The sequence below is a fragment of the Paenibacillus sp. YPG26 genome (assembly GCF_023704175.1).
Lineage (GTDB): Bacteria > Bacillota > Bacilli > Paenibacillales > Paenibacillaceae > Fontibacillus.
In genome coordinates this window covers 3060175-3077674 of record NZ_CP084530.1, presented here as the reverse complement: position 1 = coordinate 3077674, position 17500 = coordinate 3060175, and the positions used below count along the sequence as shown (strand labels likewise).

The 17500-nt window shown below is 48.7% G+C and carries 17 protein-coding genes; 11 read left to right on the top strand and 6 right to left on the bottom strand.

What is annotated here, in order from left to right; genetic code table 11:
- Window positions 1-14 precede the first annotated feature (14 nt).
- On the top strand, window positions 15-971 hold the full coding sequence (gene dnaI, locus LDO05_RS14590; protein ID WP_251378738.1) for a primosomal protein DnaI: 957 nt from the start codon (window positions 15-17) through the stop codon (window positions 969-971).
- 211 nt (window positions 972-1182) lie between these two features.
- On the opposite strand, the gene LDO05_RS14585 is transcribed toward dnaI, so the two are convergent.
- Window positions 1183-1338 (bottom strand): YqzM family protein, encoded by a 156-nt coding sequence (locus LDO05_RS14585; protein WP_251376099.1) that lies wholly within the window; start codon window positions 1336-1338, stop codon window positions 1183-1185.
- A gap of 250 nt (window positions 1339-1588) precedes the next feature.
- Here LDO05_RS14585 and trxA point away from each other — a divergent pair, with 250 nt between their 5' ends.
- Together trxA and uvrC are read left to right on the top strand one after the other, a co-directional pair.
- On the top strand, window positions 1589-1900 hold the full coding sequence (trxA, locus tag LDO05_RS14580) for a thioredoxin (protein ID WP_251376098.1): 312 nt from the start codon (window positions 1589-1591) through the stop codon (window positions 1898-1900).
- Window positions 1901-2126: 226 nt separating this feature from the next.
- On the top strand, window positions 2127-4157 hold the full coding sequence (gene uvrC, locus LDO05_RS14575) for an excinuclease ABC subunit UvrC (protein ID WP_251378737.1): 2031 nt from the start codon (window positions 2127-2129) through the stop codon (window positions 4155-4157).
- A gap of 183 nt (window positions 4158-4340) precedes the next feature.
- Here uvrC and LDO05_RS14570 read toward each other — a convergent pair whose 3' ends face one another.
- A complete protein-coding gene (locus tag LDO05_RS14570; protein WP_251376097.1) occupies window positions 4341-4910 on the bottom strand; it encodes a dihydrofolate reductase family protein in 570 nt (189 codons plus the stop codon).
- A 199-nt stretch (window positions 4911-5109) separates the two neighbouring features.
- Window positions 5110-6810 (bottom strand): CPBP family intramembrane glutamic endopeptidase, encoded by a 1701-nt coding sequence (locus LDO05_RS14565; protein ID WP_251376096.1) that lies wholly within the window; start codon window positions 6808-6810, stop codon window positions 5110-5112.
- Window positions 6811-6914: 104 nt separating this feature from the next.
- Here LDO05_RS14565 and LDO05_RS14560 point away from each other — a divergent pair, with 104 nt between their 5' ends.
- Window positions 6915-8258: a TrkH family potassium uptake protein gene (locus tag LDO05_RS14560; protein ID WP_251376095.1), complete on the top strand. Its 1344-nt coding sequence runs from the start codon at window positions 6915-6917 to the stop codon at window positions 8256-8258.
- A gap of 17 nt (window positions 8259-8275) precedes the next feature.
- Window positions 8276-8944, top strand: coding sequence for a potassium channel family protein (locus tag LDO05_RS14555; protein ID WP_251378736.1), 669 nt, complete (start codon window positions 8276-8278; stop codon window positions 8942-8944).
- A gap of 34 nt (window positions 8945-8978) precedes the next feature.
- Here the strand turns inward: LDO05_RS14555 and LDO05_RS14550 are convergent, their stop codons facing one another.
- The gene (locus tag LDO05_RS14550; protein ID WP_251376094.1) at window positions 8979-9881 is read right to left on the bottom strand and encodes a LysR family transcriptional regulator; all 903 of its coding nucleotides are present in this window, start codon (window positions 9879-9881) and stop codon (window positions 8979-8981) included.
- 167 nt (window positions 9882-10048) lie between these two features.
- Between LDO05_RS14550 and LDO05_RS14545 the strand changes: the two genes are divergently transcribed.
- The 5 genes from LDO05_RS14545 (at window position 10049) to LDO05_RS14525 (ending at window position 14700) form a co-directional block, all read left to right on the top strand.
- Window positions 10049-10720, top strand: a complete 672-nt coding sequence (locus LDO05_RS14545) for a succinate dehydrogenase cytochrome b558 subunit (protein WP_251376093.1) — start codon at window positions 10049-10051, stop codon at window positions 10718-10720.
- 20 nt (window positions 10721-10740) lie between these two features.
- Window positions 10741-12483 carry a succinate dehydrogenase flavoprotein subunit gene (gene sdhA / locus LDO05_RS14540; RefSeq protein WP_251376092.1) on the top strand — a complete coding sequence of 581 codons (1743 nt, stop codon included), beginning with the start codon at window positions 10741-10743 and terminating at the stop codon, window positions 12481-12483.
- 18 nt (window positions 12484-12501) lie between these two features.
- The gene (gene sdhB, locus LDO05_RS14535; RefSeq protein ID WP_251376091.1) at window positions 12502-13263 is read left to right on the top strand and encodes a succinate dehydrogenase iron-sulfur subunit; all 762 of its coding nucleotides are present in this window, start codon (window positions 12502-12504) and stop codon (window positions 13261-13263) included.
- Window positions 13264-13438: 175 nt separating this feature from the next.
- Entirely contained in the window at window positions 13439-14134 is a 696-nt protein-coding gene (locus LDO05_RS14530; RefSeq protein ID WP_251376090.1) for a potassium channel family protein, read from the top strand.
- A 2-nt stretch (window positions 14135-14136) separates the two neighbouring features.
- Window positions 14137-14700 (top strand): GNAT family N-acetyltransferase, encoded by a 564-nt coding sequence (locus LDO05_RS14525; RefSeq protein WP_251376089.1) that lies wholly within the window; start codon window positions 14137-14139, stop codon window positions 14698-14700.
- 264 nt (window positions 14701-14964) lie between these two features.
- On the opposite strand, the gene LDO05_RS14520 is transcribed toward LDO05_RS14525, so the two are convergent.
- Together LDO05_RS14520 and LDO05_RS14515 are read right to left on the bottom strand one after the other, a co-directional pair.
- Complete coding sequence (locus LDO05_RS14520; protein ID WP_251376088.1) at window positions 14965-15774, bottom strand: histidinol-phosphatase; 810 nt, start codon at window positions 15772-15774, stop codon at window positions 14965-14967.
- Between the two features lie 39 nt (window positions 15775-15813).
- Window positions 15814-16716: a LysR family transcriptional regulator gene (locus tag LDO05_RS14515; protein ID WP_251376087.1), complete on the bottom strand. Its 903-nt coding sequence runs from the start codon at window positions 16714-16716 to the stop codon at window positions 15814-15816.
- A gap of 268 nt (window positions 16717-16984) precedes the next feature.
- Between LDO05_RS14515 and LDO05_RS14510 the strand changes: the two genes are divergently transcribed.
- Window positions 16985-17443: a chemotaxis protein CheX gene (locus tag LDO05_RS14510; protein ID WP_251376086.1), complete on the top strand. Its 459-nt coding sequence runs from the start codon at window positions 16985-16987 to the stop codon at window positions 17441-17443.
- Window positions 17444-17500: the final 57 nt, after the last annotated feature.

Sequence of the window (17500 nt, the reverse complement as noted above, 5' to 3'; positions counted from 1 at the left end):
TTGAAGGTGAGTACATGGAATCTTTGGGGGAAATGCTTCAACAGATGAAAAGTCCGCAGTTTCGGCGCCGTTCGGAGCAAATCTTGAATGATTTGCTCCATGATCCTCTGGTCCAGGAGCTGCGTTCCCAATATCCCGAAATTAGTGAGAATCAGCTCACGCTGAATCTCAGCAAGTTATATCAATATGTGAATGACAACCGGCACTGCAGCGCTTGTCCGGGGCTGGATCTCTGCCCCAATGATTTTCAGGGGCATTTCACCCGGCTTACTGTGGAGACTGTGACAGGCAGAGCCCAGTTGTACGACAGGCAGGTTCCTTGTCCGAAGCATCTCACTCGGCAACGGGAGCTTGAGGTGAAGAAGCGGATTCACAGCTTTTATGTGGATGAGCGGGCGTTGCAGGAAGGTTATGACATGGTAGAGATCATGTCCAAGGATAGCATGCGTTCGCCTGCGGTAGCTCAGGTGTTCCGGTATATCAATGAGACCCGGGAGAACGGTTTGTCCCCGCATGGACTGTATCTTGTTGGCCATTTTGGGACAGGCAAGACCTTCTTGATGACCTATCTGCTGCATGAATTGGCCAAAGTAGGGCATTCGGGCGTTATTGTATATATGCCGGAATTTGTGGAGGATCTGAAGTCTATGCTCCAGGACAGCCAGAAGCTGAAGGAGACGGTAGAGATCATGAAGGAAGCGGATCTGCTGATCTTTGATGATATCGGGGCGGAGAACCTGAATCCTTGGGTCCGCGACCATGTGATGGGGGCGATCCTGAACTACCGTATGAACCGCAAGCCCACCTTTTACACCTCGAACTATGATCTTAAGGCTCTGGAGAAGCACCTAAGCTTCACCAGCAAGGATGGGGAAGAAGCTCACAAAGGCCAGCGGCTCATGGACCGGATAGCCCCATTCGTGGATGTGGTAACCGTGAATGGAACTAACAAGCGGGGAAGCCGAAGATAAGTGAACAGGGCGGTCGCCCAGGTCTGCCTGACTCCAGCAAGGAGCGGGCAGGTTTTTTTAGTAGGTAGTGGTACGTATTATAAATGTTAATAAAGTATAGTGAGACGACAATTCGTTCCCCCTATACAAAGAACAAACACCTTCCTGTCGTATTTCTACGTGGAAGGTGTTCGCTTATTCTTCATCATTATTAAATTTCAGTTGGCGGGCCTTAGCTGGCAATGAACTTCCAAATAACCATGCCGAAGAAAATTACAAACATCAGCGCGAACATGCCGGTGAAGCCGAGCATGAGATCGCCAAAGTCATTACGGGGTTCTTCGTTAATGTGCTGCCGCGGGTCATTCACGCGAATTGGGGTCTCCATGGCGCCGGGGCCTCCTCGTCAAAATTAATCCATAAAAATAGTCATAGACAAAACCGTTTTGGGTTATTATTAGTATAACCAAACGCCAAAACATTTGTAAAGAACAACAGGCTCTTACTGTTTCCCATTTACTAAAAAAATGTGGTATACTTAATTTGTCGCTATATGGAAGGAACTTAAGCTTTAATTCCATTCATGGACTGACTTATCTACAACATATGATGTTCTAAACCATAAGGAGGAGATATACATGGCTATCGTAAATGTGTCGGATCAATCCTTCAGTACTGAAGTAGAAGGACAAGGAACTGTACTTGTTGACTTCTGGGCGCCTTGGTGCGGTCCTTGCAAAATGTTGGCTCCAATTCTGGATGAACTGGCAAGTGAGGTAGACGTTAAGATTGCAAAAGTGAATGTGGACGAGAATCCTGAATCGGCTTCCCGTTTCGGCGTGATGAGCATTCCTACATTGATCTTCTTCAAAGACGGCCAGCCGGTCGATAAGGTTGTCGGTCTGAACTCCAAAGAGTCCCTTAAGAATCTGCTTGCAAAGCATCAGTAATCTGTTCTTGTAAGCAAAGACGCCTCCGGTATGCCCCGGGGGCGTTTTCTTTCGTTGATTGCAAGACATTGTAAGGTAAGGTCCATCCCGCTCAGGGCAGGATTTCAAGCGGAGAGGAGAGAGTTGTGTGGACGATTTCATCCAGGAATGGAATGAGCAGGAGAAGGCACTCGAAGCGATCAACGATAAGCTTGCTCTTCTTCCAGACCTTCCAGGCTGTTATTTAATGAAGAACAAAGAAGGCACCATCATCTATGTCGGCAAAGCCAAAGTGCTGAAGAATCGTGTCCGCTCCTACTTCAGGGGCAGTCATGACGGGAAGACGCAGCGGCTTGTGACCGAGATACGTGATTTCGAATATATTGTAACTGCAAGCAACATGGAAGCACTCATTCTGGAGTGCAATCTGATTAAGAAGCATATGCCGCGCTATAATGTGCTGCTGAAGGATGACAAGACTTTTCCGTATATCAAAATAACGAATGAAGAGCATCCGCGCCTGGAAGTGACCCGGCGGATACTTAAGGATAAAGCGAAGTACTTCGGCCCCTATCCGAATGGATATGCGGCCCATCAGACCAAGAAGCTGCTGGACCGGATGTATCCGCTTCGGAAGTGTAATGTTATGCCGAAGGAGGTATGCCTGTACTATCACATGGGACAGTGTATGGCTCCTTGTGTACAGGAGGTTCCGCGGACATCATATGACGAGATTTCCCAGGAAATTACACGCTTCCTGAGCGGTGGACATGAGGAGATTAAGAAAGAGCTTCGGCGCAAGATGGAAGAGGCGGCGGAGGATCTGTATTTCGAGAGAGCCAAAGAGCTTCGTGACCAGATCATTAATATCGATGCGCTTATGGAGAAGCAGAAGATATCCATGGCGGACTCCAGAGACCGCGACGTCTTCGGATTCGCTGTGGACAAAGGGTGGATGTGTGTACAGATTCTGTACATGCGCCAGGGTAAAATGATCGAACGTCATGCCTCCATATTTCCGTTCTATGGCGATGCCTACTCTGACTTCCTCTCTTTCGTAACCCAGTACTACAGCGATAATCCGGCTCTGCCGCAGGAGATTCTGCTGCCGGGTATGGAGGAGAGCGAGGAGCGGGAAGAACGCGAGCAGCAGACGGACGGCGAACCAGGTGAGGGAGAAAGCACTGCGGCTGCTGCTGATAATGATGTCCCCTCTGTGAATGAGGCCAAGCCCCTGTTTCTCTCGGCCGAAGCGCTTGCGGCCAAAATCTCGGAAGAGGATGCGGCTGGTGGTGAGTTATCCAGTACAGAGCCGGCAGAATCAGCCGAAGAGCCGGATGCTGACGATAAGACGGGTGCCGAGGGCGCAGACTTAATGTCATCAGATCGGGCGGCTTCCGGACTGACGGACGCGGTTGGCGGGGCGGCTTCACTGCAGCAGTGGCTTGGAATCAAGGTCTATGTGCCGCAGCGCGGACTCAAGCGCCAAATGGTCTTGATGGGTGTCGAGAATGCCCGGGTAGCCCTGAACGAGAAGTTCCGCCTGATTGAACGGAATGAGGAACGCACGTCCAAAGCCTCGGAAAGTCTGGGTAACTGGATCGGTCTGTCCTCGCTGAGGCGAATCGAAGCATTTGACAACTCCAATATTCAAGGCGCCAATCCGGTATCTGCTATGGTAGTATTTACGGATGGCAAGCCCGATAAGAAGGAATACCGGAAATACAAAGTACGGACCGTGCAGGGCCCGGATGACTACGAGACCATGCGCGAAGTCATCCGCAGACGGTACGAGCGGGTGCTCAAGGAGAACCTGCCGCTTCCCGATCTGATTGTGGTCGATGGCGGTAAAGGGCAGATCTCTGCGGCTATTGATGTTCTGGAGAATGAGCTGGGACTATTCGTTCCCGTAGGCGGTCTGGTGAAGGATACGAAGCACAAGACAGCCCAGCTCATGATCGGAGATCCGGCGGAGCCGGTTAACCTTCCCAGAGACAGCCAGGAGTTCTACCTTCTGCAGCGTATACAGGATGAGGTTCACCGCTTTGCGATCAGCTTCCACCGGGAACAGCGGGGCAAGTCAATGGTGACCTCGCGTCTGGATTCGATTCCGGGGATTGGAGAGAAGCGGAGAAAGGCACTGCTGAGGCATTTCGGTTCTCTGAAGAAGATCAAAGAAGCTTCCATTGAAGATTTCCGGCCATTATCCATAGGCGATAAGCTTGCCAGACAGATTATAGCTGCTCTCCGGGACGAAGAAGAGAGTGTAACTCCGTAGTATGCTGCAAGCTGAAATATTTATTATTTATGTTATTGGCTCTGTTAAAATTTAATTTTGATAATTCCAAAATATAAGGGGAACCCATTATTAGTGGGTTCCCCTTTAGTTCAATAGGTGAAACTACTGTCGAGTATTACACTATAATATTTATTACAACACATCTTTGGAGTGGAAGATTATTTAGTTACCATTTGAATGATAAATTATTTGCACAACGCCAGAGGAAAATGTTTTTGTATTAACCATTTTTGAATGTATCCTCTGTTTTAAATCAATAAACAATGGTTTTCCTTCTCCCAAAACAACTGGGTGAATAGATAATCTAAATTCATCAACAAGCCGCAAATTGATAAAAGTTGTAATGAGACTCGCTCCCCCATATAGCCAGATGTCTTTACCAGACTTTTTCTTCAATTTATTTACTTCTTCAAGAATATTATCATTTATAAATACTGCTTGATTGTCGATCTCATTTTGTGTTCTGGAAAAAACAAATTTCTTTTTACTATGAACCAATTTCCAAATTTCTTTTTCGGTATCAGGGGCTTCATTTTCTGGAATATATCTTCCCCATAAATCGTAGCTTTTTCTACCATATAAAATTGTATCAATTTGATTTAAGAAATCAGTAAACCCCATATCAGGCTCCATAATGCACCAATCAACTTCTCCATTTTTCCCTTCAATAAAGCCATCTAAAGTAACTGCTAAGTCTAGAATTATTCTTCTCTGTTTTACGTTATTTGTCATAACTATTCCTCCTTTTACCATTCTCCCCGAATACTTGTTCTTATATTGATTATATTAAGAATTCGGATAGGTATCAAAAATCAACATTTAACTTGAACAGAGCCGTGTTATTAAATAAGTAAGCAGGCCACCTGGGAATTTACCTTAGGTGGCCTGCTTTAGTCTTGTTGGTGAATGAGAACGCGATTGTGCCAAGTTATTAATCTTCCTGGACAAAGGTAGGCAGTCCCGGCTCTCGCCGCCGCTTGAATACATAGATCAAGTAACCTACCACTCCAGGGAGCAGAATATAGAAAATGCCTGTCAGGATATTACCAATACCCCCCATGATCATTAGGCTTAGCCCCATGAGAATACTGTCAAAGATAACATGGGCGAAAAGAACAGTTATATAACCCGAGCGTAGGAAGATGAAGCTGAATAACAAGCCAATGAAGGCCAGCTCTATCGGTCTTGAGATGACGGGATAGATGGGATACAGCGTATGGCCGAACGCCCAGATTAAGGACGAGATCAGACTGGCGATCCAGACGCTGCGGAATATTTTCTTCAGTATTGGGATGCCGAACAACCGGTATACGGCTTCTTCCCCAATGCCCGCAGTCCAGGCTACCAAAGGGAATAACCAAGGGTATACCATATTATAGGTCGATTGGGTAGCATCGGTTGTGGACCAGGCGTGAATCGTTCCTTCAAGCAGCACGAAGATAACAGACTGGGCACCCAGCAGGATGCAGGCCCATGCATAGCCTTGGGTCATTGAATTCAGAACGTGTCTCCCATAACCAGGCTCATTGGCGCGCATCCACATGTTGTTCCCCTGCTTCCGCCACAGGCCATCTCCGCCTACGAGAGAGAAGTAGATTGAAGCGCTGACCATCAGTGTGAATAGGAACTGAATCACAAGTAGGATGGTGAACGTCCCTTTGGACATGTTCTGAGATTGCAGGATAGGCATCAGATTGATGACAGAGAAGATGTTAACCGCAAAGTAAAATACACTCAGGAAAATACCCCGTCCAAAGGAAGCGTACGGACGGCTTCTTGCGCTATACACGATAGCGAGAATTCCAAGCACGAAGGAGAGCAGCGCGTATCCACCGAAATAGAGCCAGTTAGCCAGGCGGGTCTGCGATTCTACATAATCCAGGTGAGACCGAGGTACGCTGAAGGCGGCCTCCATGGAGGACACTTGACCATACTCGAATTGGAACCTCAGCTCGGCATGAGCATCACCAATCACGTGCTTGCTAACCAGATAGGTTAGACCGAGATCATCCGGACCGCTGGCCAGGTCCAGCTCATGAGCCCGGTAGCCTAAGGCCTCGAGATAGGGAATCGCTTTATTCTGTTTGTCTGTCAGAGACAGCTTCCCTTCCAGCTGCTGCAAAGTCTGCAGGGCGACTGGCTGGTTCTGATCCAGCATGACCTCCCGGTCTTTGCGGGAATACAGCTGAACGGCTTCAAAGCCAACAACAGCGCCCGTAGTCATATGTACATCTACTTCAAGCTGCTTGATATGCGAATCGGGATTCGAGAAGCTGACACGATAGATGTCGTAAGGGAATCGCTTCTCATATTTATTATTATACGCAGTAAGCAGATTTGACTTGCTTAAGTAGCCATAGAATTCAGAGTCAGATTGGTAGGTGACCAGAGGCTTTGTCTCCGTATCCGTGCGGTCAAGGCCGAGTGTGGTCTCCGTGAATTGATGTGCTGCCTGTATTGCCTTCTCTTTGCTGATGATCTGACCAGTACGCTCCTGCTGGAGTCCATCTGTAGAGTTGGAGGTGAGAGGAAATACCTGAATGTACAGGAATACAGCCAGTCCAATGACGGCCATAATCCATAGAGCTTTGTTGTTTGGCGGCAGCTTGTGTATCGGCCTTTCAGCTTTCATGAGCAAACTCCTTTAATTTATATTAATATGTAAATAGATGAAACAAACTTAAGCCACAGTAAAGATAACACAATTGCTATTCTTAATGAAGAGGTGAACAGGTTTTGAAGTATAGAATACCCAAGCTATCCCCGCCCCAAATCCTGGTGCTTGGCTTTGCTGCTATTATTATGCTTGGCACACTGCTGCTTATGCTCCCGATTTCGAATACGAGCGGAAGGCCGCTTGCATTCATTGATGCGCTGTTCACATCCACGTCGGCAACCTGCGTAACAGGACTGGTCGTCAGGGATACAGGCTTGGACTTCACCAGATTTGGCCAGGTTGTCATTATGATGCTCATCCAGGTCGGCGGGCTGGGATTCATGACCATGGCCACCTTGTTCGCTATGGTATTCAAACGCAAAATTTCTTTGAAGGATCGTCTTCTGCTTCAGGAAGCTATGAATCAGAATACGATGGAGGGAATCGTCCGGCTTATCCGGAAAGTGTTAACCTACTCCCTGCTGATCGAATTGTGCGCCGCGCTGGTCTACTCTATCCGGTGGGCCTTTGAGATGCCGGTCGGACAAGCGGTCTACTTCGGCATCTTCCACGCGGTGTCGATGTTCAATAATGCGGGCTTTGACTTGTTCGGCGAATACCGGAGCCTGACCGGGTTCGTTAATGATCCTGTTGTTAATCTGGTCACCATGTTCCTGATTGTATCGGGCGGAATCGGCTTTGTCGTGATCTCAGATTTAACCGGCTTCCGTAATCGCCGGACGAAATGGAGGCTCTCGCTTCATTCCAAAGTTGTGCTCTCAATGACGGCTGTGCTTATTGCGATAGGCACTCTGGTTATCTTCGTGTTCGAGTTCACGAATTCGAGGACGCTCGCGCCTCTGGATTGGGGGGGCAAGATTTGGGGCTCCCTGTTCCAGTCGGTTACTCCGAGAACAGCCGGGGCCAATACGCTGGATATCGGCGCTCTTAGACAGGCGACCCAGTTCTTTATCATTATCCTGATGTTTATCGGCGCATCGCCGGGCTCCACGGGTGGAGGGATCAAGACGACGACCTTCACCATTCTTGTCGGCGCGGTGCTGGCCATGATCCGGGGAAGAGAGGAGCTTGTGTTGTTCCGCTACCGCCTTGCACAGGAGCGTATTCATAAGGCGATCACGGTCACGATGTTCGCGCTGTTCCTGATTATTGCTGTAACGATGATTCTCTCAGCCACGGAAGACGCAAGCTTCCTGAGTATTTTGTTCGAGACCACCTCCGCGTTCGGAACCGTGGGACTCAGCATGGGGCTGACAGCCAAGCTGACGGTATTCGGCAAGGTGCTGATCTCTCTGACCATGTTCGCGGGCAGGCTGGGACTGTTAACTCTTGCCTACGCACTCGGGCCTAAGAAGGAGAAAGAGCTGTACAGACATCCGGAAGGCAAAATGATAATTGGTTAAAAGGAGATTTTCCTATGATGAAGACACAACAATTTGTGGTTATTGGACTTGGCCGCTTCGGCTCAAGTCTTGCCATGGAGCTTATTGAACTTGGCTATGAAGTGTTAGGAGTAGACCGGAATGAAGAGGTTGTCTCGGATATGAGCGACTTCTTAACCCATACAGTCGTTGCCGATGCAACAGACGAGGAGATGCTTAGGTCGCTTGGAATCCGCAATTTCGACTGCGGGATTGTAGCCATTGGGGACGATATCCAGACGAGTATTATGGCCACGATTCTGCTGAAAGAGATGGGAATCCGCACGGTGGTATCCAAGGCGATCTCCACGCTTCACGGGCGTGCCCTTGAGAAGCTTGGAGTAGACAAGGTAGTCTATCCGGAGAGAGACATGGGAGTGCGGGTAGCCCATCAGCTTGTGAATCCGAATCTGGTCGATTATATTGAGCTGTCGAAGGATTACAGCATTGTGGAATTGAAGGTGCCCCAGTCCCTGGATGGGCGGACGCTTAGTGACCTGAACCCGAGAGCCCGCTATGGGTGCAGCATCGTAGCCATTCAAAAGCCGAACGGCTGCATCGTGGCTCCTACGGCGATGGACCAGATCCAGACGGGTGATATTATGGTGATTATCGGATCCAACGAGAATATTGAGGAGTTCGAGGAATCGGTTAATAGTAGGGAATGAATAAGTCCCCTCTCTTATGTGCCAGTCAGCCGTCTTACACGGAAATGGCACTGGAGAGGGTTTTCTTCATCTCGGCGATCCACTGGCGGGTCTCGGCATTCAGATCTGTCTTCTGACCGAAGATCAGGCACGTTCTTCTCCGGGTCTGTTCCAGCTCCCTCATGGGAATAGTGACCACTTCATTCTTATCCAGCAGGGGCGCCCGGAGATATGACCTTGGCAGGAGAGCCGCGGCTTTGCAGGTCGGCAGCAGACGGACAATGGCCTCGAAGGAATCAATCTCCATTCTGATGTCAGGGATGACATTATGTCTTGCGAATAATTCATCAATTACTCGGCGGTACCAAGTTCCTTTGGAGAAAATAATCATCGGCTGTCCACTAAGATCTTCCATCGTAATCTGTTCTTCCTGCAGCAGCTCGTGCTGAACGGGAACGACAAGCTCCAGATGGTCCTCAAAGAGTGGAATACACAGCAGGCCGGGCTCTTCAATGGATGAAGCCACAACGCCGAAGTCGACTTTTCTGTCCCGTACGCTGGACACAATCTCATGAGTCTTGCCGGTAACGAGCTTGAGCTCCGTATCCGGGTATTTATTCATGAGCGCCTCGACCAGAGGAGGCAGCGTAGTCTGAATAGTGGTGAGACTGGCTCCCAGAGTCAGGACGCTTCGCTCCGCTTGCCTGTATCTGGAGATCGACTCCAGAAACTGCACGTGACGCTGCCTTTGCTCGATGGCATACGTGTAGACAAGCTGACCTGTACGGGTTAGCTCCAGACGTTTGCCGTTGCGGTTGAAGAGCAGAACCCCCAGTTCTTCCTCAAGCTTCGCGATCTTGCGTGACAGGGCGGGCTGGGACAGGTTAAGCAGCTTTGAAGCTTTGTTAAGACTCGATTGCTCTACCACTGTGATATAGACAAGTAGATCTTCTAACATGGTCAGGCCCCCTTATGCATAAATAACATAACATTTAATAATTATATTGCAATTCCATTATAAGTTCAAAAGGAGTAACATAAAACTGACACAAGTTGTTCACATGGTATCGGCCAGTCTCTGATACTGCCGGTTACGATGGATTCCGGAAAGGGGTATGCGCAATTATGAAAGGGTTTTATTCCAGAAAACTGCACTCACTGCTGGGTGTTATACCGCTAGGTTTCTTCATTCTGGAACACATGATTACGAATTTTTCTGCCGTAGAGGGCGGGGCGCAGGGGTTCAAGGATAGTGTGGCTTTCCTGAACGGACTGCCGTTAGTGCTGATTCTTGAAATTTTTGGTATTTTCTTACCTTTAATCTACCATGCGATCTATGGACTCTACATTGCGTTTCAGGCTTCGCCGAACAACGGAAGATACCGCAACGAGCGGAATCTGCGTTACCTGCTCCAGCGGGTTACAGGGGTAATTGTTCTTGTATTTATCATCTGGCATCTCTATGAGACTCGTGTACAGGTAGCGTTAGGGCATGTATCACATGAAGAGCTGGGAGGCGTTATGCATGACATTGTAACCAATCCGGTGTACTTTGTGTTCTACCTGATTGGGATTCTGTCAGCTGCGTTCCACTTCGCGAACGGTCTCTGGTCGTTCCTCGTCAGCTGGGGAATAACGGTGGGTCCTCGTGCGCAGCGCGTATCCTCCAACATCTGCATGGTTCTGTTCGTAATCGTATCAATCATGTTCATCTGGTCGCTGTTCGCATTCCGTAATGCGGAATTTCAGGCGAGCGGCGAAGCACTGCTTCAGACCCTGGGAACATTCATTGGATAATAAGGGAGTGACGATAGATTATGGCTAAACAAAGTATTGTCATTGTCGGCGGAGGTCTAGCCGGCTTGATGGCCACCATCAAAGCTGCGGAAGCGGGAGTACATGTAACGCTGTTCTCCCTCGTGCCGGTCAAACGGTCACACTCCGTGTGCGCGCAGGGTGGAATTAACGGAGCAGTTAACACCAAGGGTGAAGGTGATTCACCATGGGAGCATTTCGATGACACCGTCTATGGCGGAGACTTCCTTGCCAATCAGCCGCCGGTTAAGGCGATGTGTGAAGCGGCACCTGGAATTATCCACCTGATGGACCGGATGGGCGTCATGTTCAACCGGACACCGGAAGGCCTGCTTGACTTCCGCCGGTTCGGGGGCACGAAGCGCCACCGGACCGCCTTCGCAGGCGCTACTACCGGGCAGCAGCTCCTGTACGCCTTGGATGAACAGGTTCGCAGATATGAAGCCGCAGGACTTGTCACCAAGCATGAGCACTGGGAGTTCCTCTCGGCAGTGCTGGACGATGAGGGCGTATGCCGCGGAATTTGTGCTCAGGACCTGCGGTCCATGGAGATCCAGACCTTCATGTCCGATGCCGTCATTCTGGCGACGGGAGGCCCTGGTATTATTTTTGGTAAAACCACGAACTCTGTCATCAACACAGGTACAGCGGCGAGTGCTGTATATCAGCAAGGTGTCAAATATGCGAACGGTGAATTCATACAGATTCACCCGACCGCCATTCCAGGGGATGACAAGCTGCGGCTGATGTCGGAATCCGCACGTGGTGAGGGTGGACGCATCTGGACTTACAAGGATGGCAAGCCGTGGTACTTCCTTGAAGAGAAATACCCGTCATACGGCAATCTTGTGCCGCGCGACATCGCAACCCGCGAGATCTTCCATGTATGTGTCGATGAGAAGTTGGGGATTAACGGGGAGAACATGGTGTACCTTGATCTATCCCATAAAGACCCGAAGGAGCTTGATGTCAAGCTTGGCGGTATTATCGAGATCTACGAGAAGTTCATGGGTGATGACCCGCGTAAGATTCCTATGAAAATATTCCCGGCAGTCCATTATTCCATGGGCGGCATGTGGGTGGACTACAACCAAATGACCAATATTCCCGGCCTGTTCGCGGCTGGAGAGTGTGAGTATCAATATCACGGCGCCAACCGGCTTGGCGCGAATTCGCTCGTATCTGCCATCTTCGGCGGCATGCAGGCTGGTCCGAAGGCAGTGGAATATATCCGCGGTCTTAAGAAATCAGCTGAAGATATCCAGCCAGGCGTATACAGCAGTGCGAAGAAGCAGCAGGAAGAGAAGTACATGAATATCCTTGCCATGAATGGTACCGAAAATGCTTATGTTATTCATAAAGAGCTCGGCGAGTGGATGACAGATAATATGACCGTCGTTCGTTATAATAGCAAGCTTGAAGCGACGATTAACAAGATTAAGGAACTTAAAGTCCGTTATAAGAACATTAATATCAATGATGTGTCGAACTGGAACAACAGCGGCGCGGCATTTACCCGTCAGCTGTGGAACATGCTCGAGCTGTCCGAAGCCATGACACTTGGAGCTCTGCTGCGCAATGAGAGCCGCGGTGCCCATTATAAGCCGGAATTCCCGGATCGTAATGATGAAGAATTCCTGAAGACAACCAAAGCTACATGGACGCCGGAAGGGCCTCAAATCGCATATGAGGACGTGGATGTATCCTTGATCCCGCCGCGCGTTCGAGACTATTCGAAGGATTAATAGAAGGGGGAACAGGCTATGGCGCAGACAACAGCTGCTAAAAAAGTGAAGTTCATTATCACACGCCAAGATCAGCCGGACTCGGCTTCCTATACAGAGGAGTTCGAATTATCATATCGTCCCGGTATGAATGTAATCAGCGCGCTGATGGAGATTCAGCGTAATCCGGTCAATCATGACGGCAAGCACACGACTCCAGTATGCTGGGAATCCAACTGTTTGGAAGAGGTGTGCGGGGCATGCTCGATGGTTATCAACGGCAAACCGCGCCAGGCTTGCGCGGCCCTGATTGATAAGCTGGAACAGCCGATCCGTGTGGAGCCGATGAAGACGTTCCCGGTCGTTCGTGACCTGGTCATTGACCGCAGCCGGATGTTCAATGCACTCAAGCGGGTTAAGGCCTGGATTCCAATTGACGGTACTTACGACCTCGGACCGGGACCCCGGATGCCTGAGAAGAAGCGTCAATGGGCATACGAGCTGTCCAAGTGCATGACCTGCGGGGTGTGTCTTGAGGCTTGTCCGAACGTGAATGAGAAGACGAACTTCATCGGTCCGGCAGCGATCTCGCAGGTCAGACTGTTCAATTCACACCCAACCGGGGAGATGAACAAGGAAGAACGTCTGGAAGCGTTAATGGAGGATGGAGGCATTGAGGGCTGCGGCAACTCGCAGAACTGTGTGCGTTCCTGCCCGAAAGGTATTCCGCTGACGACTTCTATTGCCGAGATGAATAAGCAGACCACCAAGCATATGTTCAAGCGCTGGCTCAGCGTATAGGAAGAATTTCATTAAGAGGCTGCTCCCTGTCGAAGGGAGCGGCCTTTTTTTGTATAATATGGTTAGCTAGCTAAAGCCCTTTAGCCGGATGGGTCCCATATTTAGGATGGTACGGACATACCCTGTTAAGGGTAATGATTCTCCTGCAGAATTTGAAATGAGGAGGTAGATTGACATGCAGACGCTAATACTTTTCCTTGATGCGGTGGCTTTAATTGTATTGGCTGTCCTCTTTTACAGGGTGGATAAGCGTATTACGGGAAGGGTTATTCTTCTGGCACCTGTGATCATTTATATTGCCTTGTGCCTGCAGGATTTGCTGGGGCTCATTGATTTTGCCTCTGTACTTGCCCCGCCCGCTTTGATGAGGGCAGTTATTTTGCTGTTCGTGCTGTTCTCGGTGATCTTCTATATCATCTTCATCTTCCACAGAATTGCACTGTCGGTGAACAAAGAGGTGCAGCTTAAGTCAACGGTGATCCGTATTTTTAGCGCCACAGTGATGTGTATATTGTTCTTCATGGTGGTGTATACGTCAATCTACAAAACATTTGGTGAAAGCGCATTTAAGGGTGATAACATTGGTGACAGCCTGATCTCTCAGCTGATCTCCTTTCTCTACTTCAGCTTGGCCACCTTCGCTACTGTAGGCTATGGGGATATCAGGCCCGTGGACGATACCAGCCGGCTGGTTGTAATTATGGAAATATTATTCAGCTTTGTAACGGTGGCCTATGCTTTATCCATGATTGGGGTGTTCCGTCAGATCTTTAAGGAAGAACCACTGGGCGGACCGCTCGGGGGGCCACGCAATAATCCTGTAAAAAGCGACAAAGGCGGGGAATCCGATGAAGGGATTGAGGAGATTTAACTGTGATCCGGGGAGCTTATATGCTGGATAAAGCCGCCATCAGGAAGAACTACCCTTTAATTCGCACCGATCGGCTTATACTTAGACAGATTACCTCTGAAGACAAAACCAATCTGTATAACTGCATCTCAGATCCTTCCGTATATCCGCATCTTGGCCTTCACTCTTTTCCTGCTTTATTTCCCTCACGTCTCTACCGATATTTCGAGGAGTCCAACCGCACGCTGTCCACACTGCACTTTGCAGTCTGTCTGCATGAAGATACGAGCCTGATCGGCCTGGTCTCACTGCAGAAATGGGATGACAAGAAGGGAACCGCCATTCTCGGTTACTGCATATCTCCTGCCTACTGGAACAAAGGGATCGCGACCGAGGCGGTTCGCGCTATAATCGAGTTAGGAATTCAAGAGCTGGGCCTTAAGCTAATACAGGGGAGATGTGAGGAGAGCAACAGAGCTTCCCGGAAGGTCATGATGAACTGTGGGATGAGCAGAGAGGAAGAGCCCCAAGGCGGCATGAATTTGCATGGTAATCCCAGACTGATTACATTTACCCTGAAGGTTTAACATTTCCCTTACGCTTTGTTACACAAATGAAATATTGCTGTTATTAAACGCTAACAGAAAGCGGGTAAGATAGAAGCATGACCCCCTTTTGAATATATTGAATGTTTTTGGAACCTGATGAGGCGAACCTCTCGGGTTCTCTTTTTTTTGTACATAACGTCTAACCCCGCTCCGGTGGGGAGGGGGTTAGGTGTAGCGCGGTATAAGCCATGCCAGGTCAGGCCTCGGATCTCTTTTGACTATGACTGTATGATAAGACGTACTCTAGAGAGGCACGGAGATTTGCTGTTTGTTTTTGTAGTATACCCATTCCTTGAACCCGATCTCCTTAAGACGCTTGGCGACCTCTGCCCATTCATCGCCTACCCGGAAAGGCTTATGGGCATCTGATCCAAAAGTGACGTTAACCTTGTGGAACAAAGCCCGCTCCAGAATCGCATCTGATGGATACCAGCCGCCGCTGAGCTTGGTCTTACCGGAGGTGTTGATCTCGATAGCCACATTGGACTCTGCAATCGTCTTCAAGGTATCCTCGATCGCTGCCTCTGCTGGAATATCGGAGAAGGCAGGGTAGTTCCCTTTCATGGCATCAATATGACCGAGAATCTGGAACATTCCACTGCGCGCCGATTGACGGATCAGATTGTAGTATTCTTCCTTATGCTCAATTCTTTCTTTGTCCCGAAGACCCTTCCAGCGGGATTTATTGAAGATGCTGCTATTAAAAGTACTGTGAACCGAGCCGATAATATAATCAAACGGATAGGAAGCAAGTACTTGGCGATAAGTCTCAGCATGCTCCGGGAAAAAGTCAGATTCAATCCCCAATAGGACGTCGATCTTCCCCTCATACTCCGTCTTGAGTGCGAGTACTTCATTCACATAGTTGACTAATTCCTGTTTGGCCATAGCAATTCGGGGAAAAGGCTGCTCCTCCGGACTCCCGAAATAAGGCGTATGATCGCTAATGCCAATTACTTGAAGACCAGCGGCAATTCCAGCCTCAATGTAGTCTCGAATATTTCCGTCGGCATGGCCGCACCGAAAATGGTGAGTGTGAAGATCAAATTTCATAAGCTGTATACTCCTTTCAATGGGCCAGTACGTCGTTATCTACTCTGAACTGATGAAATGGGTCTCCGGCATTCCTTTTAGATCGTTAAGAAATTGCTGCATGGCCGAATTGATGTAACGACTGGATTTATAGATAACGCCGACAGGATGGGTAACCTCAAGCTCGATGATAGGAACAATGCGAAGTGTGCCAAGCCGAAGCTCACGGGAAATGGACTGCTTGGATATGATTGCGGCACCCAGGTTGATCTCGACCATCCGCTTGACTTCCTCGCTGCTTGAGAGCTCCATCACCACATTTGGCTCGATATGATGCTGCTTGAATACATCCTCTACGAATCTGCGTCCAACGGTATCGGGTGAGAGAAGAATTAACGGCACACCTTGCAGATCTTTCAGAACTGGGTTCCTTGCCTGTGCCAATGGATGGAAAGGGGAGACAACAAGCTCAAAGGTGTCATAATACAGGGCTGAAGCATGAATCTGCGGATTTCGCTCGATCAGATACCCAATCCCCACATCCACAAGTCCATTCTCCACGTTCTGATAAATTTGGGAAGAGGGCATGGATTGAATGCTTGTCTTGATTAACGGGAATTGATCCTGGAAATAGGACAGAATGCGAGGCAAAATCTGGATGGCAATCGATGTGGTGGTACCCAGCACGATATGGCCCTGCGGAATATGCTCCATATCAGAGAGCTTTTGCTTCAATTCCTCCACAATATCCACAATCCGTTCAGAATGCTCAAGAAAAACCTGACCCCGGTCCGTTAAGGTGACAGGCTGATTGCGATCAACAAGAACAGTTTTAAATTCGTCCTCAAGACTCTTGATTTGAGCGGACACTGCAGGCTGGGTCAGATTCAAAAGCTCGCCCGCCTTACGAAAACTTTTTGTTTTGGAGATGGTTATGAGCGTCTCCAATTGACTTATGTTCATAGGACTCCTCCTTATTGCTCGAACACATCACATTTGCTTGTTCCGTATCAGAAAAGTGTAATCTTTTCCTATAATTATAGGCTATTCACCTCATCAGGGCAATGTATCAGGAGACCAGGACCATATATCTTAATCTCTTCATTTCACAGGGTTTGTATTTATGAATTTGTAATGATTTATTTCTAGGAATAAAGTATAATATTAATTAACCAAAGATGGGACTATTGTTGCGAAAGCGGAATTTCCCAGAGCAAAGGGGCGCATTTATGTGAAGGCAGAAGTGATCAATCCTTTTTTAGAATCCGCGAAGCTTGTAATTGAACAAGTGATTCAAATTTCACCTTCCGCCGGAAGTCTTGGAATTAAGGATGTTGTTCATATGGATAACCACATATGGATTCAAGTTGGCATGACGGGACAGCTCAGCGGCAATGTGGTCTTCGGATTGCAGGAGGATGTCGCTTTGAGAATCGTATCGCTCATGATGGGTGGTTTTGTGATCACAGAGATGGACGAGATGGGAACAAGCGCCATTTCAGAGCTGGGGAATATGATTAGTGGTAATGCGAGTACGATTCTGTCGAACCAGGGCTTCACCGTGGATATTACTCCACCCAAAGTTGTGAAATCAACAAGCAGTGCTGACAGTTCATCTTCCAAGGCGCTGTTCATTCCACTTACGATCAATGGGGTAGGCGAACTGGATATTCAGGTTATGATCTCGTAGAATAGAACCATCTACGGCGGCATATGGAACGGGGGTTCCAGAGAGACGGAGAAGAGA